Annotated in this window: 23 protein-coding genes; 22 read left to right on the forward strand and 1 reads right to left on the reverse strand. The window is 30.4% G+C overall.

What is annotated here, in order from left to right; all coding sequences use genetic code 11:
• The first annotated feature begins 115 nt into the window (after positions 1–115).
• The 18 genes from DZ60_RS23340 to DZ60_RS0117545 all read left to right on the forward strand — a co-directional run bounded on the left by DZ60_RS23340 (position 116) and on the right by DZ60_RS0117545 (position 16,283).
• Positions 116–418, forward strand: a complete 303-nt coding sequence (locus tag DZ60_RS23340) for a hypothetical protein (protein WP_051477678.1) — start codon at positions 116–118, stop codon at positions 416–418.
• A gap of 88 nt (positions 419–506) precedes the next feature.
• Positions 507–1,700, forward strand: a complete 1,194-nt coding sequence (locus DZ60_RS0117465; RefSeq protein ID WP_034230031.1) for a serine hydrolase domain-containing protein — start codon at positions 507–509, stop codon at positions 1,698–1,700.
• 347 nt (positions 1,701–2,047) lie between these two features.
• Positions 2,048–2,836 carry an SH3 domain-containing protein gene (locus DZ60_RS0117470; RefSeq protein ID WP_025743317.1) on the forward strand — a complete coding sequence of 263 codons (789 nt, stop codon included), beginning with the start codon at positions 2,048–2,050 and terminating at the stop codon, positions 2,834–2,836.
• 110 nt (positions 2,837–2,946) lie between these two features.
• Positions 2,947–3,498, forward strand: a complete 552-nt coding sequence (locus DZ60_RS0117475; protein WP_025743318.1) for a DinB family protein — start codon at positions 2,947–2,949, stop codon at positions 3,496–3,498.
• Positions 3,499–3,736: 238 nt separating this feature from the next.
• Complete coding sequence (locus tag DZ60_RS0117480; RefSeq protein WP_025743319.1) at positions 3,737–4,264, forward strand: GNAT family N-acetyltransferase; 528 nt, start codon at positions 3,737–3,739, stop codon at positions 4,262–4,264.
• Positions 4,265–4,490: 226 nt separating this feature from the next.
• Positions 4,491–4,865: a cupin domain-containing protein gene (locus DZ60_RS0117485; RefSeq protein WP_025743320.1), complete on the forward strand. Its 375-nt coding sequence runs from the start codon at positions 4,491–4,493 to the stop codon at positions 4,863–4,865.
• 437 nt (positions 4,866–5,302) lie between these two features.
• Entirely contained in the window at positions 5,303–5,977 is a 675-nt protein-coding gene (locus DZ60_RS0117490; protein WP_152537466.1) for a hypothetical protein, read from the forward strand.
• Between the two features lie 119 nt (positions 5,978–6,096).
• A complete protein-coding gene (locus tag DZ60_RS0117495) occupies positions 6,097–6,720 on the forward strand; it encodes a hypothetical protein (protein ID WP_025743322.1) in 624 nt (207 codons plus the stop codon).
• A 252-nt stretch (positions 6,721–6,972) separates the two neighbouring features.
• A complete protein-coding gene (locus DZ60_RS0117500) occupies positions 6,973–7,281 on the forward strand; it encodes an antibiotic biosynthesis monooxygenase family protein (protein WP_025743323.1) in 309 nt (102 codons plus the stop codon).
• 98 nt (positions 7,282–7,379) lie between these two features.
• Entirely contained in the window at positions 7,380–8,168 is a 789-nt protein-coding gene (locus tag DZ60_RS0117505) for a helix-turn-helix domain-containing protein (RefSeq protein WP_051477679.1), read from the forward strand.
• 90 nt (positions 8,169–8,258) lie between these two features.
• Entirely contained in the window at positions 8,259–8,750 is a 492-nt protein-coding gene (locus DZ60_RS24415; protein WP_025743325.1) for a nuclear transport factor 2 family protein, read from the forward strand.
• Positions 8,751–8,958: 208 nt separating this feature from the next.
• On the forward strand, positions 8,959–9,864 hold the full coding sequence (locus tag DZ60_RS0117515) for an alpha/beta hydrolase family protein (protein ID WP_025743326.1): 906 nt from the start codon (positions 8,959–8,961) through the stop codon (positions 9,862–9,864).
• A gap of 23 nt (positions 9,865–9,887) precedes the next feature.
• A complete protein-coding gene (locus tag DZ60_RS0117520) occupies positions 9,888–10,457 on the forward strand; it encodes a Crp/Fnr family transcriptional regulator (RefSeq protein ID WP_025743327.1) in 570 nt (189 codons plus the stop codon).
• 57 nt (positions 10,458–10,514) lie between these two features.
• Positions 10,515–11,303, forward strand: coding sequence for an MBL fold metallo-hydrolase (locus DZ60_RS0117525; RefSeq protein ID WP_025743328.1), 789 nt, complete (start codon positions 10,515–10,517; stop codon positions 11,301–11,303).
• A 627-nt stretch (positions 11,304–11,930) separates the two neighbouring features.
• Complete coding sequence (locus tag DZ60_RS0117530) at positions 11,931–13,019, forward strand: zinc ribbon domain-containing protein (protein WP_025743329.1); 1,089 nt, start codon at positions 11,931–11,933, stop codon at positions 13,017–13,019.
• Between the two features lie 74 nt (positions 13,020–13,093).
• A complete protein-coding gene (locus DZ60_RS0117535; RefSeq protein WP_025743330.1) occupies positions 13,094–14,038 on the forward strand; it encodes an SRPBCC family protein in 945 nt (314 codons plus the stop codon).
• A gap of 74 nt (positions 14,039–14,112) precedes the next feature.
• Complete coding sequence (locus DZ60_RS24420; protein WP_025743331.1) at positions 14,113–14,646, forward strand: hypothetical protein; 534 nt, start codon at positions 14,113–14,115, stop codon at positions 14,644–14,646.
• 842 nt (positions 14,647–15,488) lie between these two features.
• Complete coding sequence (locus DZ60_RS0117545) at positions 15,489–16,283, forward strand: YHYH protein (RefSeq protein ID WP_025743332.1); 795 nt, start codon at positions 15,489–15,491, stop codon at positions 16,281–16,283.
• 310 nt (positions 16,284–16,593) lie between these two features.
• Here the strand turns inward: DZ60_RS0117545 and DZ60_RS0117550 are convergent, their stop codons facing one another.
• Positions 16,594–17,730: a N(5)-(carboxyethyl)ornithine synthase gene (locus DZ60_RS0117550; RefSeq protein WP_034230036.1), complete on the reverse strand. Its 1,137-nt coding sequence runs from the start codon at positions 17,728–17,730 to the stop codon at positions 16,594–16,596.
• Positions 17,731–18,029: 299 nt separating this feature from the next.
• Between DZ60_RS0117550 and DZ60_RS0117555 the strand changes: the two genes are divergently transcribed.
• The 4 genes from DZ60_RS0117555 to DZ60_RS0117570 all read left to right on the forward strand — a co-directional run bounded on the left by DZ60_RS0117555 (position 18,030) and on the right by DZ60_RS0117570 (position 21,532).
• Positions 18,030–18,416, forward strand: coding sequence for a hypothetical protein (locus DZ60_RS0117555; RefSeq protein WP_025743334.1), 387 nt, complete (start codon positions 18,030–18,032; stop codon positions 18,414–18,416).
• A gap of 559 nt (positions 18,417–18,975) precedes the next feature.
• The gene (locus DZ60_RS0117560; protein WP_025743335.1) at positions 18,976–19,911 is read left to right on the forward strand and encodes a YHYH protein; all 936 of its coding nucleotides are present in this window, start codon (positions 18,976–18,978) and stop codon (positions 19,909–19,911) included.
• 284 nt (positions 19,912–20,195) lie between these two features.
• On the forward strand, positions 20,196–20,648 hold the full coding sequence (locus DZ60_RS0117565; protein WP_025743336.1) for a nuclear transport factor 2 family protein: 453 nt from the start codon (positions 20,196–20,198) through the stop codon (positions 20,646–20,648).
• Positions 20,649–20,806: 158 nt separating this feature from the next.
• Entirely contained in the window at positions 20,807–21,532 is a 726-nt protein-coding gene (locus tag DZ60_RS0117570; protein WP_081740526.1) for an SH3 domain-containing protein, read from the forward strand.
• The last annotated feature ends 44 nt before the right edge of the window (positions 21,533–21,576 follow it).

Raw genomic sequence — 21,576 nt, forward strand, 5'->3', positions numbered from 1 at the left:
ATAAAAGTACTGTGCGCAAGAATATATATGATTATAACTTCAAAGCAACTAATCGAATAGTTCTTGTATTTTTGCCATGCTACAACACATATATTAAATGTAGAAGCTAATTTAGATGACCCTAGAAGATTTAAAAACAAATATAAAGTGGTGGGAATCCAAACGCTGGATTTTCAATAGTGCGGTTGGGCTCTTCGGAATATACGGAATTTATGATTCTCTAGGCAAAATAGATTACGAATGGACAACAGAGGATACGATTGGAGTAATATTTTGGGGAATTGGTGCCAATGTTTTTTATTCATTAGGAGCACTAATGGAACTTTTTGACTGGTATTATCTTAAGAATAAGATTAAAATTACTCCAGGACTTAGATACTTACTTTTAGTTGGTGGGATATTATTTAGTTGTTTTTAGACTCTCTGGAATACTATAATATATTTTAAAATCAACTATTACTAAAAAACCAACCACAACATACATAGAGTAAACATTGGTAGTAATTATGAAGAAATTGAAGAATCCATTATTTTGCCTTTTGATTTTGACAGTAAGCTTAATTTCGTGTAAAACAGAAAATAAAACCGAAACCGAGCATCTACAACAACTGAAAACTGAAAAAATTAACAGTCTAGCAAATCGCTATCTTGAATTAAACCGATTTAGCGGAGTTATATTGGTTGCCAATGAAAATTCAATTATTTACAACAATAACTTTGGTCTAGCTGATTACGAAAAAAAGAATCCTTTTTCAAAAAACACCTCTTTTAAGATAGGTGAAATTTCTGAAATAGTTATTACCAATATGATTCAGGAAATGGTAATTAAATACCAAATTCAATTATCGGATAACATTTCTAAGTACTTTCCAGAAATCAAATATGACTTAACTCTAAATGATTTATTAAATCAAACGCCAAATTCAGCACTAGGTTCTTTGGACCAATCAGAGAAGAATAAATTAAATCATGATTATTTAAGATTATTTATCGAAAAAATAAGTGGAAAAAGTTTCCAAGAAAACATTGAGGAATACAGTAAAGATTTAGAATTAGAAAACACTTATTTTGAAAAAACAGATACTAATTTGGCCGTAGGCTACCTGTATCATAATTATCAAGGTAATGGACTTGAATTACAAAAATCACCAGTCATAAGTTCGCAAAACACATTCATTAAAAATGGACTTAAATCAACAGCTCATGACTTGACAAAAATCATTAGTTCAAATTCGGTAAATAAAGTAGAGATTGAAGGTTATTTAGAACATGATGGTTTTAGTTATTCTGTATATAGAAATCCTCAAAATAAAATTTCAATAATCGTTTTAAGTAACCGAAGACATCCGGTTGCAAAAGAAATATCGAATAGTATTGATGCAATTATTAACGATAAAGAATATCGAATTCCTTTGGCAAGAAAAGAACTCGATATTGATAAAAAATTACTAAAAGATTATTCTGGCTCTTATGCTATAAATGAAAATACAAATTTTCAAGTTGTGGTTCAAAATGATAGTTTATTTGTAATGATGGGACCGAATAAAATACATCTAAAACCACAATCCGAAAACCAATTTTATATGGAACAAATGGACGCCTCTATGCGCTTTTTAAGAAGCACGAATAACATAGTTAATGAAGTCGTTTTATTAGATGGTTTTTTAGACGGAAATAGAATTAAACGGATTAGAAAATAAAAAGTGATTAAAAGGTTTCTAGAAAGTTCATTACTTTTAACTACCACCCTTAATACCACCGAGTCTTTATACCATTAGAAAACAACAAGGAAAAAATTACTTAACTACATCTTTCTTACTAGTTAATAATCCATACTTTACACTATCTCGAACAGAAAAACATATCCACTTAAATAAAAACTACACAAAAACACATATAATCTATTGATACAAAACTCTTTAATACTGTTCTTTTCATTTTTGCTACCTTTGGGTAAGTACCGAACATTTTTTTTGAATGTTTCTTAGATACAACTATATATAAAGTATTACAAACACAAAGTACGTAATGCCAATTAATTATTCATATGAATAAACTCATACTACTTTTTTTTATTTGTACGAATGTGTATTCGCAAACATTGGATGCTATACAATATAGTAGTAATGATTCATTGACTATAAAGGGGGATAACATTTGGGTTCGTTCGAAACCCATGACTGGCAAAGTTGTATTTACACTAGATCATGGCAGTACCTGTAGAATTCTTGAAAAAGGAACACAACAATCTATAGGTAAAATCACAGATTATTGGTACCATATAGTATACCAAAATAAAAAAGGTTGGGTCTTTGGGTCTCAAACATCTATCAACCAAGAACACACTATTCCGAACTTTAAAAACTATCTCAAAAATATTCTCGATAAACATTTTTTTGGTATTGGATTTGATTATTGGACACATCGTTCACAAGCTAGAGACCTCAAAAATTACAACATCGGTTATTTTAGGTTATATAATCCAGGTACTACATGTAAGTTAGAACCATACATGCTCTTCGAAAATTATGATAAAGAACAAGAGCCAGAAATGCCTAAAGCAATCTATTTCGAAAATGAAATGCCAGTTAATGGTTTTTGTGAAAAAAGTAAGAGTCCCGATGGTGTTTATTTTAAAGAAGTGAAAAAATTTCCTACCTATATTTTAGAAACATTTGAAGGCAAGGAAATAGAATTACCAGACAGGTATAAGAGAGGTGATAAAATGAAAGTAGTTATACTACATAATAATATGATTATTAAAAAACTATATTTTATAGCCGCAGACAATAATTGGTCTCTTGTTGTTATAGACGACTGTGATTGCTCTAGTTAAATAATAAATATTTATAACCCAAAGTAAAAAGCATTAAAATGACTTTTGATCTTCATGTCTAACCATTGATTACAAAAAGAAATCTAAGTAGAAATTAAAAACTGAACTAAGTGAAAAATATAAAACATAAAATAACCCTTATTTCAATACTCCTATTTTCTTCATTTTTATCTCCTATTCTAGCACAAAAAGATCCCTTTATAAAAGAATACATAGAACGACTGGATAAATCGAAAGAATATTTAATTCTTGTAGCCGAAATGATGCCTGAGAACAAATATAAATTCAAAGCAACAACAGAATCTATGAGTTTTTCAGAAAATTTAATGCATATTGGGTGGGCAATGGATTGGCATAGTCAATCTTTAATGGGCGGCCGAGAAGCTAGAGATTGGGCTACTGATACAGAACTTAAAGTAGATAACAAATCGAAAAAGGAAATGATAGCCAAAATCAGTGAGACTTTTGACAAAACCAGAGAATTTATCTCAAATTTTGACATAAATAAACTTGAAGAAAAGTTAGACTATTTTGGAGCAAATAGAACAAAAAGACAGATTTTGTTATTACTTGCCGACCACATAACTCATCATAGAGGGCAGATGCTTGTCTATATGAGGTTGAATGGACTGAAGCCACCTAGATATGTTCTCTATCAATAAGTAAGACTGATAAAAATACAATTACCTGATAAAAAAATCGATAAAATAGAAACTTGATAATAATGATAATGCACTCCGTTTTGCATTTGAACTAATTAAAAATAATCTATCTAAGTAATAACAGTACGACCTTAACCTATGCCCTTTTTTTATTACATTGTGGTATAATATAAACTGAAGTATAAGAGCTTGTAACCCAACCCACATTCCTTGTAATAAAAGTTGTAAGATTTATAAAATGAATACATTGATCGAAACCAAAAGATTAGTATTAAGAGAAATTACTTTTGATGATAAAGAAGAATTATTTCTGTTACATTCTGATCCAAAAGTTCAAAAATGGACAGGAGAACCCGTTATTAAATCAATGAAGGAAGTAGAACAATCAATAGCGATAAGACTTAAGGACTATAGAGAGTATGGATTCGGTCGATTAGCCGTAATACAAAAGGAAACAAGTAAATTTATTGGTTGGGCGGGATTAACTTATTTACCAGAATTTGATAAAGTGGATATTGGATACAGACTCAAAAAAAAATTCTGGGGAATGGGCTATGCAACAGAGGCCTCTAAAGCCATTATTGATTATGGTTTTAAAGTACTTAATCTTGATTTAATTATTGCCATAGCATTACCCGAAAACAAGACTTCGATCAGAGTAATGGAAAAAATAGGAATGGTATATGATAAGAAAGCTCCTTACGATGAAATAATACAAGAGGCAATTTGGTATAAATTAGAAAGAGAAACTTATAACCAAAAATAAAAACGAATTAAAAAGCAACCGCATATATCAAAATTATCAAAAAAACACCAAAAAACTATCCAAAACAGATTAAAACACGTAATACATCAAACATGAACCCTCTTAAAAAAGAAGAGGAACGAAACAGTTAGAATTAAAATCATAAATTTCTGGTACTAACTTCTCTAATTATATAGAAATAAATTATATTGCCCGCGTAATAATTAAAATTCAAAATATTAAAAAAATGCAACGATTTAGTAAAAAGTACGTCATCACAAAAGAAATGGACTGGGAAGAGCTTGGTGGAGGAGTATCAAGAAAATTCTTAGGTTACGATAACCAAATCATGATGGTAAAAGTGAAATTTGAGAAAGGAGCATTAGGTTCTCCTCATAAACATTTTCATACTCAAGCTACCTATTGTGTTTCAGGTAAGTTTGAATTTGAAATTGATGGAGAAAAGAAAATTGTTGAAGCAGGAGATGGAGTTTATATTGAGCCTAATTTATTGCATAGTGCGGTTTGCTTAGAAGAAGGAATGCTTATTGACACATTTAGTCCTGTAAGAGAAGATTTCTTAAGCGGTGGTGGGGTATCTTATTTTGGAGATAAAAAATAATAAGAAAAACACTTCGAGAAGTAAACAGCCTTTTCTTAGATTATTCGACTTGGTAAAATTACTCAGAAAAAAGACTGATTATCTGCCGAGAGTTTTGACACGACACTATCAACAATATTGTATAGTTAGTTACTTATAGAATTTCCTATAGAGATAATGAGCATGTTTACTATCACAATATCTAACCTGAAAATTCTGATTATTTTCAGGTTAGATATTATAAAACAATCTTTGGCATTCATAGTACAACGCACTCAAAAGTGTACTAGCTAGTACAAACACAATGTTATTTTTAAATTATAATATTCTGACTGATTATTAAAAAGTATAGATTGAAAATAGCTCGGTTTCTTGACTTATTATACAATTTAACAACTTGTAGATATACTTACTTAAGATGTGCAAAATTGCATGTATTAATGAACCCACCCTTAAAAATGAAAAACATCTTATTCATTTTATTAATCGTAAATAACATATATTCTCAAAAAAATCTAGGAGAATATCTGTTTGTAAAAAATAACGGAGTTAGAATAATACTTTCATTTGAAACTGATAGCATCTTTACACAAAGAGCAGGTTCATCAATAAAAACTGGTTTTTATAAGGTAAAAAATGATTCGTTAATTTTAACGTATCACAAACCACACAACAATCTCACTATAAACACTATAAACATCCTCAGTAAAAAAAAACACAAAAGGGAATTTGATTCTATAAATATGAAACTTTATAGTAAAGAATATAAAGAACTTTCTGTAACTAGACTTATTGAGAGTCAAATTACTTTAGATGGAGTAACAAAAACTAAGTCAAATATTACTGAAAGTCTTAATTTTTTGGCCAATAACTCAATTAATGATATAACTCATAAATTGCATATCATAGCTAATAAAAAAGATTCTATCTATTATGAATTAGAGAAAAGCTTTGACTACGAAATTGAAATAACCAACGACTTATCACAGTTAAAATATAAAACTGAAAACATTCTTTACTATTCTATAAAAGAATGGACACCACAAGATTTAATTTTAATTTATTATTCTGATGAAAGTAAAAAAAGGACTTTTCGATATAAAAAAATAAATCGCCCTAATACCCATAACTGAAATTATATCCTGCGATAGTAGAAATATTCTCTTACTTGTCTTATTGCAAAAGTCTTTTCCTTATTTTTAAATCAAAACTAAAACACAGTAAGAGCTTTTCTTGTGCTTTATTCCAAAAAATGATACTAAAATTCATAAAAAATATTTTCAAAAAAGGAACAGTAACATTTTTTAATGCAACTAATTATGAGTTAAAAAACTTCTTTTGTGGTTATGGTATATGCACGATCAAAAAAGATGAAATATCAATAAAAAACTACCCTTTTAAACCCTCTTTAGCAAATCCTAGTATTATTTTGAAAGCCGATGAAATTAATTCTATCACTTTAACCGCTACTCCACCCCAATTATCATATAAAAATGATTGGATTTTTATCTCTGCAGAAAAATTAGAAGAATTGACAAAATTTGTCGAAACTAACAATATTAAGATTTCAGAAAAAAATTGGACTTGGGATAATATTTTGGATCCATTTCTTGATACCGAATATACCGAAGAGGAAACAGAAAATACTATAAATTCACTCATTAAAAATGGAATTAGTAGAGATATAGTTATTGATATAAGAAAAGAAGTATCTGAACAGATGTATAAATACAATTTCGATACAATGCTTTGGGAATGGGTTAGTCTGGGACTTTCTGATGTTTTACAAGCCATGAGAGTTAAATACTCAGATAAAGAGTTTCAGGTATTTTATAACAAAGCAATGGCAATAGAGAATATGAACGTTAAGCAATAGGGGCTATAAAACATAGCTCATTAAGTATAAAATCGAAAACACATATTCTCATAACTAAAACCAAAAAAGTATTTTAGCTTACAACTTAGAAAGTTTACCAAAATAAAAAAAATGTCTCTATACCAATCTCAAAATGTAGTATCTTTTCGCATACTATTTTTCATATATTTCGTTTTTAGCTCTAATTATTATAACGCAAGTACTACTACTTCTTCTAACTGAAAATAAAAATGGATAAAGAATTACATAATTATGATACTCGAATTAGCGATACTGAATGTTAAAAAAGGACTTGAAAAGCAATTTGAAATAGACTTTGATATTGCCGGAAAATATATTAGTTCAATAAAAGGATATAAAGGACATACATTAAAAAAATGTATCGAAGAAAACAATAAGTATGTTTTACTCGTAAATTGGGAAACAATTGAAGATCATACTATTGGTTTCAGAGAATCAACAGAATATCTAGAATGGAAAAAAATGCTACATCTGTACTATGATCCTTTTCCAACGGTAGAACATTATGAGACCATTATTCAAAACAATACTAACAGCTAATATGCTCACCATTAGAAACCAAATTTGATTGATAAAACAACATTTTGACTCAAGATCACAAATATTTTAAATATAAAGATTTTACGATTGTTGAAAAAATGAAGGTTCGTACACCCTTAAAGTACGAAGCTATTTTTCAAGACAGAGGATGTTTTATATATTTTAAGAATGGTAATACCAAATTACTATCTAGTGAACATAATACAGAAATAAGGGGAAAAGAAGCTATTTTGTTAAAATGTGGAAGTAATTTTCTTGAAATACTTCAAAAAAATAATGATGAAGAATTAGAAACCATTGTGATTCATCTTTTTCCAGAATTGATTAAAGAAATTTATAAAAATGAAATCCCAACTACAATTATTAAACGAACCAATAGTGAGCAAAGTATAAAAATTTCTTCGAATGATTTAATAACGAAATTTATTGACTCTTTAGAATTTTATTTTGAGAATCCAACCTTAGTAAATAATGATTTACTTGAATTAAAGGTCAAGGAACTATTATTACTACTCATTCAGACTAACTATATAGATTCAGTTCAACAACTAATTACAGATTTATATAGTACCAAAGCCATAAAATTAAATGAGGTTATTGCTTTACATACATTTTCTAATCTTTCTGTTCAGGAACTGGCCAAGCTTTGTAATATGAGTCTTTCATCCTTTAAAAGGGCTTTTAGGAACTTTTTCAATGACAGTCCTAACAATTATATCAATACTCAAAAAATTAACAAAGCCAAAGAATTGTTGCTAGTAAGCGAATTAAGTATAAGTGACATTGCTTATGAAACAGGATTTAATGATCCTCAATACTTTACAAGATTATTCAAAAAACGTATTGGTCTCTCTCCTACCGAATTCAGAGTGCAACAAACTACCTGACCCTTTTGTCCATATCATTGGTCGTTTTCTACATTATTGTAGTAAAACTCAATCATACTTTTGCCTTGTATTATTTTAATAATCAAGACAATGAAAAAAGTAATAACCCTTTTAGTCATTAGTATTATCGTATGTAGCATCAATGCTCAAAACGTACAATCAACTATCAATGACAATTCAAAAACAGAAAAAATGGATAAAAAAAACAGAGAATTACAGAGTTTTAATGATTACAGAGATGTCGAAAAAGCTTTGGAGCCTTATATTAAAACGGCAAAGTCAGGAGATGGAAAATTAAGCCGGACTGCATTTTATGACCATGCACATATCATAGGTTCAATAGAGGGGCAAGTTTATAATATGACCGCAGATGAATTTGGCGTTGCAGTGAGTGATGGTGGCCCATCAGAAAACGTTCAATCTCATATTGCATGGATTGATATTTCTGGACCAGCTGCAGCTGCAAAAGTAGAATTTTATGACTGGAATGGATTTCGCTTTACTGATTTCTTTGTCTTATTCAAAAAAGAAGGAGAATGGAAAATAAGTGGTAAAGTGTACGATTCTCATACTAAAAATTAAAATTCAAAACAGTATAGACTCACTTGTAATTATTACGATTTGAGAGATCAATAACAATACACTAAATTAGGCATTAACAATAGTGGTTTAGGTGTTCACCTAGATCACTATTTAAGTAAATTAAAGTATATTGTATGCATAAATGCGGCTATATTAAGTCCATTTACTCTATATATACAAGATTGCTACCTGTAACGTATCTAAACTAATGAGCAGAGTCATAACATCAGTATTTTTTTTCCTCTTTTTAAGTTTGGGTTTTTCACAAAACGGAAAATTACACTCTAAAAGATTAGTTGATATTTCAAAAACTCCGATTTGGAACAGCATTTCTCAAGACAATAAATTGAATTCAAATTTCGAACATTTAAATAAATTGAATTTCTATTTTATTACTTACGAAAGTGACAACCGTACAATTAAAGGTTTGTTAGTTGAGCCAAAAAAAGAAGGTAAATATCCAGTGGTGATTTTTAATCGCGGAGGAAACAGAGATTTTGCTCCATTAACGGTTGCGACGATGATAATGTATACTTCTAAATTAGCAGAACAAGGTTATGTAATAATAGGAAGCAACTACAGGACAAAAGATGAATTTGGGGGTATGGAGATAAATGATGTATTGAATTTAACAGAAACTGTAAAAGAAATTGAAAAAGCCAACGCGAATTGTATTGGGATGTTTGGTTGGTCGAGAGGTGGAATGATGACCTACTTAGCCCTCAAAAAATCAGACCTAATAAAGACTGCTATTATAGGAAATGGAACATCTGACTTATTTGACATAGCCAAGTTTAGACCAAAAATGGAAACTAATGTCTTTGCCGAATGTATTCCTAATTATTGGAATAACAAAGAAGAAGCATTAAAAAAACGTTCAGCCATTTATTGGGTAGACCAATTAAGCAAAAATAGTAGTCTCTTAATTTTATGCGGAATCAAAGATAAAAGAGTAAACCCAGAACAAGCAGACAAAATCGCCAACAAATTAAAAGAAATAAACTACGATTTTGAATTAAAAAAATTTGATACAGACCACTTTTTTTCAGAATATAAAACAGAACTGAACGAAACGGTAATAGGATGGTTTGACAAACGATTAAAAAAAGAATAACCTGTCGACAACATACAAAAAATATGTTCCAAGAAATTTCTAAATTCTTTAAAACCGAATATCCGCTCAATGAACATGGATTAGAAGAGTTGTTTTCTTTATTTAAAATAGAAAATTATAAGAAAGGAACTATAATACTCAAAGCAGACTCTAAAGACAAAAAACTTCGTTTTCTAAATAATGGTGTAGTACGGGAATTTTATTCTAATCAGAAAAAAGAAGTAAATATCAATTTTTATGTTAAACCGCAATTTATCTCAGACCTATTAACTTTTAGTCAAAACTCTTCAACCAAAAAAAATCAAGAATGTATAACTTCTGTAGAGGTATTAAGTATAGAACGACACTCTTTTTTTGATTTACTAGAAAAATACGAATGTGGAAAATCCTTTGTTGAGTCATCATTTAAGAAGTTATTAAAACAAAAAGAAATGTTAGAGTTCAATCGAATAACCAAAACACCCGATGAACTTTATAAAGAATTATTTATATACAAACCCGAATGGCTTCAATACGTTCCTCAATATCATATTGCTTCTTATTTAAATATAACACCCGAAACATTAAGTAGAATAAGAAAACGTACTTCTTGATTTGAATCAATGGATATCTTACCTATCAATTAGATATTTGTAAAAATATTTGATACTATGCTAAAAATCCATCAAATCAGAAATGCCACTATGGTTCTTGAAACAGAAAACGAAGCTATTTTGATTGACCCAATGTTAGGTGACCAAGGAATCATGCCAAGTTTTACACTGTTCAGACATAAAGCTAGAAAAAACCCAACAGTACCCCTACCCCAGAACATAAATACTATCTTAGAAAAAGTAACTTATTGTTTAATAACACATCGACATCCTGACCACCTAGATAGTAAAGGAATACAATTCTTGATTAAAAAGAACATTCCTGTTATTTGTAGTATAAAAGATAAAAAAGCATTAACAAAAAAAGGACTGAATATTGTTCAAACCTTAAAATATTGGGAAAAACAAACCTTTTTAGGAGGAACTATTGAAGGTATCCCTGCTAAACACGGTTATGGAGTCGTTTCTAAATTAATGGGAAATGTAATCGGGTTTTTTATTAAGCTTCCTAATCAAAAATCTATTTACTTAAGTTCAGACACAATATACACAGAGTCAGTTGACAAAGTACTAAAGAATTATAACCCAGAAATTAGTGTTTTGGCTTGCGGAACTGCGCAATTTGATTTGTTTAAGCAATTGATAATGAGTGTTGATGATATCATAAAATTTGTAAAAAACTCTTCAGGCAAAGTTATTGCAAACCATATGGAATCAATAAATCATTGCCCATTAACGCGAGATAAATTAAAAACTATTCTTAGGGATAACCGTCTAATGTATAAAGTTTATATCCCCGAAGATGGAGAAATACTAGAAATCGATCATATAGAAAACAAAGGGTAAAAAAATTGAATTCATAGAGTGGAAGAAAGAACACGATTATGAATGAAAAAATGAAAAGTAGCACTTTACAATTGTTTTTATATCCATCAACAATTCATACGTGTATAATTAGTTTTACTCCTATTTACCGTATAATTTTAGAACGTAAGATTTATATTTTAAGCAAGAAAAGACAACGATTATTAGCCACAACCTATAAAATCAACCTCTCGGTGGTATAATACTTACGAAAATACACCTAGGTTTTCTATTCAGTTTTTATTTCCTAAATTACATACTTAACGATACAACAAACTATCTAAAAACAAGATATTAGAGATGGTGCAGACACATAGACTTTAAACAAAAGTAGAAACTAAAAAAGATAAAGCTTAATTATGACGAACCTAATAATTTTTAATTTCCCTCTTTTTAGCTTTAAATTTTCCGTTATCGGGCCAAAAATTAGTAATTAAAGACTCGACATTAGTAACATAACTATAAGAAGATTATGAGATCTTAAAAAAATGGTGTTTGAAAAATATCATCCCGGCTTATAGAGATACCAAGACAGTAAGACTATCGAAAAGCATTTCTTAACACTCAAAGAAGAGCTGAACAGAAGTTTATTAACTACAAAAATAAATAATGGAATTTAATAACAAGAAATTAGAAAAAACTTCAAAACTGATTAATTACGTTATTGCTATTGTGCTTTGCGCTTTCTTAATTTCGCTTTCTGGCAAATTGATTGATGATGTTGACGAGTGGAAAGAAAGGCCAACGGTCGAAGAATTTTATAACAACAAAATAATATCAAAAAAGAAGTCTGATATAGAAAAAATTGATGCCGAAATCAATTTAAAGAACGAAAAAAAATCCAGTATTAAAAATACAATTAAGGTTGTAAATAACAATTATGAAAACGCAAAAAAATCGTTTGACAACTGGATAGAAGCCAGAAAAACAGTAGGTTCTCCTAAAGAAGACAAAGAAGTTATTTCGAGAGCAAATGAACTTGATGAATACTTTAAAACGCAACAAGAATGGAAAAAAGAGTTAACAAAAATAACCGATGAAATTCAGCTATTAAACAAAGATAAAAGTAGCATTTATAAACGTATTGACACCGAAAAAGAAAGAGCGTATAAAGAACGTGAAAAAGCAATAAGAAAATATGACTTAAAAGTATTTTTAATTCGATTGCTCTTTATTTTACCAATTCTACTTTTAGGAATATTTTTCATCATAAAATTCAGAAAACATAAATACTGGCCCTTATTTTTGGGGTTTGTACTGTTCTCTTTTTATGCTTTCTTTTTTGGTTTAGTTCCCTATTTACCAAGTTATGGGGGATATATCAGATCTGCTGTTGGTATAATTATAAGTGTATTGTTTGGTATTTATGCTATCAATAAGATTAGAGCTTTTATCGAACAAAAAAAGAAAGAGTTAAAAGTTTCTACTACCGAAAGAGCAAAAAAAGTACGAACCGAAACTGCCGAAAAAGCTCTAGACAATCATATGTGTCCGTCTTGTGGCAAAGATTTTATAATAAAAAAATGGGATAAATCAGTAGGGAAAAAAAATAAAACAGAAACGTATGGCATTGTAACTAACTTTTGTCGATTCTGTGGACTCGAACTTTTTAAAAAATGTAATAATTGTGATTCTGAAAATTATGCACATTTACCATTTTGTGCAAATTGTGGCGATCATATGACTGATGACAAATAAAAAAGCTTAAAAAGCTGTATTCTATTCTAGGATATAGCTATTATAGTATTGTGGTAAAACATTAGCATCAAACTATGAAGAAAAACCCTAAACTATTTTCAATTTTAATTACACTTCTGATATCCGCAATTTTGGGATATGTTGAGATAGGAGTATTTAAAGATTATGGATGGACTCTATTTCTGGTAATTCCTTTTATAATTGGATTTTTACCCGCATTTATAAATGGAAGACTGATCCAAACAACGAGAAGAGATAGCTACCAATTGAGTTTTGCAACTCTCGGAATAGTATTAGTTGGGCTCTTAGTTTTTGCTATTGAAGGACTTATTTGTATACTAATGTCATTGCCCTTAATTGCATTAGTGGTTTGGCTTGGTTCTTATCTTGGGTTTAAATCTAATAGAGGAAAGTGGACAAACCCAACAAATACGACCATAGGGCTTTTTCTAATTTGTCTTTCTTCAATGAGTTTTGACTATACCAATGAACCTAAAAATCTAATTCCTGTTAGAACTACCGTTATCGTTAATTCAAATATTGAGAACGTTTGGAAAAACGTTGTAACTTTTGATAAAATAGATGAACCAACTGACTGGATTTTTAAAACGGGGATTTCTTATCCAACGGATGCTACAATTAAAGGGACTGGAGTTGGTGCAATTAGGTACTGTAATTTTATAACTGGTAGTTTTGTCGAACCAATTACAACCTGGAATGAACCAAATCTATTACAATTTGATGTAAAAGAACAGCCAATTCCTATGAATGAATTTAATCCATTTTGGGAAATTCATCCACCACATTTAGATGGCTATTTCAAATCATACAAAGGTCAGTTTAAATTAACAAAAATTGGTAAAAACCAAACAGAATTAGAAGGAACGACTTGGTACAAAGTAGATGTCACCCCTGAGATTTATTGGAAAACTTGGTCTAATTTTATTGTTCACCGAATACACAAACGGGTTTTGAATCATATAAAAATAACAGCCGAAAAGAGCAATACATTACAATAAAGGGTATGAATCTTTATTTGCTTTTATATGTAACAATAAGTACATAGAATCGTCTCCCTTTAAAATTCAAGACGATGAAAACTATATTTCAATTTTTTTTGGTGGTATTAACAACGGTGTATTCTTTTTCACAAGAAAAGGAAAAATCACAAATTCTGTGTGCATCCGATGAAAGTCCATATCGCGACTTTGATTTTGTATTGGGAGAATGGGACTTTTTGACTTCTGATGGTAAAAAAATGGGGGAACAAATCTATACAAAGCAAGAAAAAGGTTGTGCGATACTTGAGAAATGGACTACTCTGTCTGGTAGTACAGGAACTGGCATGACCTTTGTCGATCCTAATACTGGCCTATGGAGACAGGTATGGATGAGTCCAATGTTTCATATTGATTATTCGGGAAGCCTCAATGAAACTGGTGCCATGGTTCTTGAGGGCACAATGTATCCTAATAATGGTAAAAAAAGTGCTCCCGTTCGGGGTTTGTGGGCCAAACAAGGCGATGGTACAATAAAACAAGAATTTCTCAAATATAATGAGCAAACAAAAAAATGGGAATCCTTCTTCTCAGGTGTCGCACACCCAAAAACAAATAATAATGACTAGTAGAGATCATAACCACAAATGAGTTATTTACCCTATCTCGATCTTCGTTGTTTTTGCGATACTAATATATATTCAAAAAAACAACCCTTCTTCGGTAAAGATATCAAATGTAAAATCTTTAGAAATCCTATACAATATTAACCTCTGATCATTAAGGATTCATGAAATAAAGTATCTAAAAGTAAAATAAAACCTTCGAACACTCGAGTACTTCATTTTTTTCTATTAACAGTAAAAGTAAACATCCTACCATCTAGCATTAGAAATTTGTGAAAATTATCTATTGACCAATTGCTATACATTCTAGAACTATTATTCTCAAGAAATTTTGTCTACATTAATGCGTATCAAAAGTTTTAAATGGCATCAATTGGTTTTTGATCTGAAAAGTATGTATAGTGAAACTAATTTAGTTTTTTAGTTGATCAAAATAAAGATGTAGTATGCATCTACAGAACTAGTAGTATACATTAGAACCAAAAACTTTCCCTATTCAGAAAAGCTTAAAAATAATTTTTATTAAAAGATCATGACAAATTCTATATAATAATCGTCTTAGAATTAAAAAATATGAAATATAGTGTATTATTTACAACGATGATGTAGAATATTATAGCTATCAGAAGACGTAAGGTATTCTAGACACCCAAGTTTCATTCACTGAAAGCCCAATATAATTCACTGATTTTAATGCTTTTTAATCCTATTTTTATTTAAAATGTCTGTAATTTCATACTGGCTAATCGTAAATTAGAAAAAGAAGCGTTACTATTTTATACCTGATAGTTGCAAAACCTCTTTTTAAAGTCACGTAAACTAAACATAATTTAAAATTGTAAACAATGAAATATCTAAAATTCCCGATTTTACTTCTTTTAGGAACATTTCTATTCATTACATCATGTAGTGATAATAATGATGATTCGGATGATTCAGATGATTCATCAGATGGCTCCTCCTCTAGCGGAGGTGTTACTCCACTATCAGCATTTGATGAATTCAATCCTGATGCGGTAACTATTTCATTTGATGGTGATGATATTACCATTGAGTCAAATGGTCTGCCTAACCACACATCTCCGTACTGGGCACCTACAGAACCCCTATATATAGAACCCGTAGTAGCACTTGCCTTAACTCCGGGTGGTATAGGAAGTCGTGGCCTTACTGTTACAGTTCCTGCAGAACCAGAGATAGCAGCTTCGAGCACAGCTACAGGATTAGGTGCTATTGGTATTTCTGTAACAGGAGTCCCTATTTTTAATGATTTAGAAGGAGATAATAGACCAATAGAAGAAGTAATTGCAGAAACATTTGATTATGCAGGAGCGCATAATGGCCCTTCTGGGTATCATTACCATATAGAATCTTCTGATGTACCTGAAAACACAACACTTTCTCATGATGATGAAAAATTAATAGGTATTCTGGCAGATGGTTTTTTATTATATGGAAGAAGAGAAATGGATAACTCGTATCCTGCGGACTTAGATGTATCAGGAGGGCATTATGGAGAAACACAGCATAGTGATGGTGAAAAATTTTATCATTATCATATCATTAATGAATTCTATTTCGACGATGTCATAGCACTTTTTGCTGTTGATTTGCAAGGAACTCCGAATACCATTATGTAGGTAACATATAAAATGATTTATTAATAAAGAAACCATTCTTATCATTACCCCTGATTTAGAATGGTTTCTTTATTAAGATAAACACCTGAAATTAAAATTACCTAATTTAGGTTCTAGATCAAGTGTTTGAGTCAAACTATTAAGCCAAGTACTCAGAAAATGAGAATCGAGAAGAAAATATCCAACACTTACCAAAACACTAAACTTATTAGGAAAAATTGAGTCGAAATAGTGGTAAGAATAGTAGTTCAAAAAGTCAGCGAAAGTACAGAAAACTTAATTAAAAAATCATCTACCTGAACTACTTAGCCTATTTTATTAAATGAGGATATCCAAGAGCTCGATTCTGAAACTGAAGAATCTCTTTCTTTTGTACCACACCTTGGTCTATATTAATCGCATGATGAATTGTATCATTTTTGTCCCAAGCATCACGCCCTTTAAGAACCGTTGGGAGATGAACAATTAATGCAGCAGAAATTGACCTTGTTGCGCTCTCCCATAAATAGCTGGGTGTATGATCTACAGCGTAATAGTCTATATTATCAACTGATAATATTGGATTTTTAAATGTAGTCGGCTTAGCAAAATAAAAACCCATTCCTTCATCACAACTCACATCTATAATTAAGCAACCCTTTCTCAGGTATGATTTTTCGTCATGCGTAACAAAATCAACAGGGTTATTGGGATTTTGATAGGTACCATTAATAATAATTTCTGATTCGCTAATTAGCTCTGTCAGGGGTCTTTCTGATCCATCATGTTCTACGACCAACATTCTAGCTTCTCCTTCTTTTCCTTTTCTAATCCTAACATAATGCACATCAAGAACCTCTTCCCTAACCTCATGATCAGGCCTTTGAATACAAATTGTGATGTCTCTAAAGCCATGAGCCTTCAGTGCATAAATAGCTCCTCTGCTCACAGCTCCAAAACTAAAAATGATCACTTTTCGTTGATTTCCATAATGACCATCAATTCCCTTTAATTGCATAGCATGGAGAATTGCACAATATCCTGCCATTTCATTATTCTTATAAAATGTATGACGCCCCTGTAAACCACTAGGTGACCAAACGAACATATCTTCAAAAGCTATCAAAGTTAATTTGCGATCAATAGCAGTTTGAGTTATTTCTCTTTGCTGGGCACAATGAGGGTACCCCCAAAGAATACCTTCTTTTTTTAATTCTTTTAAATCAGACAGAACGGGTTTGGCTATGATAACCGATCCAATATCTTTCAATATTTCACTTCTAGAAGCCAATCCTCCAGAAAGAGATGCAATTTCATCGTCATCTATTTTGAAAGGTTTACCGTATCCCTTTTCAAAAACTAATTGCTTTCTAATATCATGAGGAAGCCTTAATAAATGATCAGGATGAATGGGTAGTCTACGTTCGTCTTCCTTTTCGGAAGTTCCGATTACACCAAGTGTATGCATAAATATTTTGTAACGGTTGGGACTGCTTATTAATATAATAAGCTATGAATCCCTTAGATGTAGATAATTCGTAAGATTTGGTAACAACATACATCAAATGAATTACCAAAAGTTTCAATTACGTGAAGGACTTTCTAAAAGAAAATAAAAAAACCAAAAGTGAAGGAGAATTGAAAAAATTCTTACTTCAAAGGTACTGTTTATAAACTGCAAATCAGGAGATTCTGAGAAAGGTTTCTTATTGACTATTTTGATACAACCATTTTTATTCTTAAATTATAAGAACTAACAGAAAAAAAATGATGAGGCAAAATATTGTTTTGAAGAAAAATCCAAAAATTGAATTTCAACTTCTGGATACTGGGTTTCAATTAATAGATGAACAAACAGAACAGAATTCTGGATTTTACTCCTATAGCGATCTGAAATCCATTGAATTAAATAACATTTGGTTTCCTAGACTAGCAAATTGGTTAAAAATTTTTACATGGATATTTAATGGAGTACCATTTTTTCCAGATGCAGAAACTTGCAAAAAAGCTAATGTCAATATTCATTTTGAGAAAATAAAGCTCGGAGTTTGGTTAACAGATTCTTACATGACTAATAAAGCAAAAAAACTAAAGAAATTATTAGACATAAAGACTAATATTAAATTCAATACCAACTTCGGAAAGGTATATTGATAAATTTGCAAAAAGGCTAATAAAAGAAGAGACAGAATCAAAAACTGGCTTGAAAAAATAAAAACAGACCGCCACAATAGCCATTATCCAGTTTGGTTGTATCCCATAACAAAATAAAACAACCACTCAAACAGCAAGACTTAAATTAAGTTATCAAATTAGATGATTCTAAAACGAGATGTTTTGATCGATCCTCATACTCTGAAACAACTTTTAAAGTTCTAAATTTCTAATACGATCTCATTACCTTCAATTACAACCAACACGAAAAATGCTGATAAAACAATTTTTAGTCAAAATCTTAATATAATAACTAAAAATAGCGCACAAAATTTGCGACTGTAATTAAAATGATCCCTTAGTAAAAGTAACAGTAAAATATGATCATTTAGGTTCGTAATCCTCTAAAAATTCAGTACTTTTAATTGTCATACGAATCGTAACAAACATATTGCTTGTTATCTGTAAAAGATAAAATTGCGGGCAAAAAAACACCTGAATTGAATTAAGTTTTCATACCAAATAAATAATCTTATTCAAAAACACAAACTCTCTTAAAATGAAAAATCTCTCTCTTCTACTTATTGTTATTTTTATTTTCTCCTGTAAATCAAATCAGAAACCGGATGAAGATATCAAAACACTAGCGGTAAATAAGGATTATTTTATTTCAGAAAATATTATCGGAGAGATCACAGAACAAAAAGTTAGCTTAAAAGGAGTTGAAACTCTTTGCTATGTTATAAAAACAAATTCTCAAGCAACAGAACATAAAATGGGACCTTGGTGCCCAAGACATATCGAAGACGGAAAGGAAAAAGGAGGAATTTGGTTTGAAAATGGAAAGGTTTATGATGTTTCTGGACATTTTATTGCCGAACTAGATAAATTTTATAAAGATGAAAAATGGAAATTATATAGAGACAATGACTCAATAAAAGTTACAGATACTAAAAAGGGCTGCCTTGGCGCTGCAAAACCCAATGTTGAAGAAGAATACAAAAACCATTGTGTAGAGTGCTTACCTGAGTATTTTAAAGACCAAATAACGACTTTTGTAATTCCCGTAAAACCAGAATATCAAAATTCCTCTCAAAAATTTGGTAGAGGTGGAATAGGAATTGCATTTAATGGAGTAAAATTTGATCCGCCAGCACCAACTCATGCTATATTAGCAGCACATACCATTGCTCCACTAGATGACCATGGAGGACATGTAAACCCCCATGGAGGATATCATTACCATGCCGTCACAGGTTCAACAAAAGAAATTGAACAAACAGACACGCATGCCCCAATTATTGGATATGCCATAGATGGTTTTGGTATTTATGGTTTGCTAGATAAAGATAAAAAAGAAGCAACAGATTTAGATGAATGTGGTGGACACATAGATAGCGCAAGAGGTTATCACTATCATGCTGGCGAACCAGGAAGTAATCAAATTATAAAATGCTTACGAGGAAAACCTGGGTATATAAGTATTGAAGAATAAACCCTCTATCTGGCTTTCAATAATTCAAAATCAGATAAGTTTTATATATATCTTAAGACCAAAAAAATCAATAGATAGAATAACGGATTGATTTACTCCTACTCTATCTACACCAAAATATTGCCACAACCCAAATGATTCGAAAAGAAAAATTGAAATGTGCCACTACTGAAAATGTAGTTGCCAACTGATTGAAGGGTTAAAAAAAAGATAAAACAACATATACTTTGTATTTAAATGATGAATTTTTATTAATCTTCAGTATTCAATAAACAAAGTCAATTATGAAACTACCCATTATTATACCATTGACCCTTTTTCCTCTTCTATCCTTTTCTGTACATAGCCAAACACAACAAGACTCTATACAAATTACACAAGTCGCATTAGATTATATAGAATCCCAACATAATGTCAAACCTCAACAATTCGAACGTGCGGCACACCCTAGGATGATAAAGAGGACTTTTTGGACCAATAAAAAAACTGGAAAGGAATATTTGAGAGAAACTTTTACAGATGCTATGATTTTACTTGCAGAAACTTATAATCAAAACAAAGACAAGTTTCCCGAAAACCCAAAAAAAGAAGTAATCATTCTCGATGTATATGACAAGGTAGCCTCGGTAAAACTAGTCGCTGATAATTGGATTGATTATATGCATATTGTAAAACTTAACGGAAAATGGCAACTTGTAAATGTGCTATGGCAGTTTAATGACTCTAAAGACCATTAATCCAGATTCTAAAAAAGCTTTGTAAGCCCTTCTTAATAAAAAAATAGAGTATTATGAAGACAAATAACATCTCTAAATTAAAAAAGTGTTTTGTTCATTTTCTAAAAGATGCCTTGATAGATAATACAAGTACTCAACAATAATAAATCTGAAGGACAATGAAAACCTCATACTTAATGATCTTATTGCTTGTTAATAGCTTCGTTTATGGTCAAGAAACAAGATATGTCAATGCCAGAAATGGGCTAAATATAAGAGAAAAACCAAGCTTAGATGCTCAAAAATTAGGAACACTCAACCATTTACAGGAAATTAAAATTATTAAAAAAACAGGGATAAAATTATCTATTAATGATGCTGAAAAAAAAATATCAGGAGAATGGATAAAAATTTCTGCATCGCAACAAGATTCTATTGTTACTGGGTATGTTTTTGATGGATACTTAACAAATAAAAAAGATAAAACAAACGTAAATCTATGGAGTATCAATGATTTTATTGTGACTTGTCCAAAAAATTACAAAGAAGAATTAAAACAAAGTATAGAATATGAAAGAGCGTATTGGAAAAATGTCCCTAATCCTTTTTTGGCAATATACAAGGGAAACTACATAGGCGATTATTTTCATCTAAATTTTGAAGACTCTGAAGGAAAAATATATGACTTTGGATTCGGAAAAAATGATTTTGGAGACATAATACTTTTTGAGAATGATAAAGATTTTAGTGATAATCCAAAATATTTAGATCAGCAATTTAAGATATTCTGGGAATGGAAAATAGCATCATTTCCCTGTTGTTCAGTAGAATATGAAATGGTCGAAGCATACCTTCCATCAATAGTAAAGCTAGAAATGACTGCCAAGAATACGGATAAAAAGTAATTCATGCATGAACTGATAAAAACTTTAATTCTGTAATCGCTTAA

It is taken from the genome of Aquimarina pacifica, assembly GCF_000520955.1.
GTDB classification, from domain to species: domain Bacteria; phylum Bacteroidota; class Bacteroidia; order Flavobacteriales; family Flavobacteriaceae; genus Aquimarina; species Aquimarina pacifica.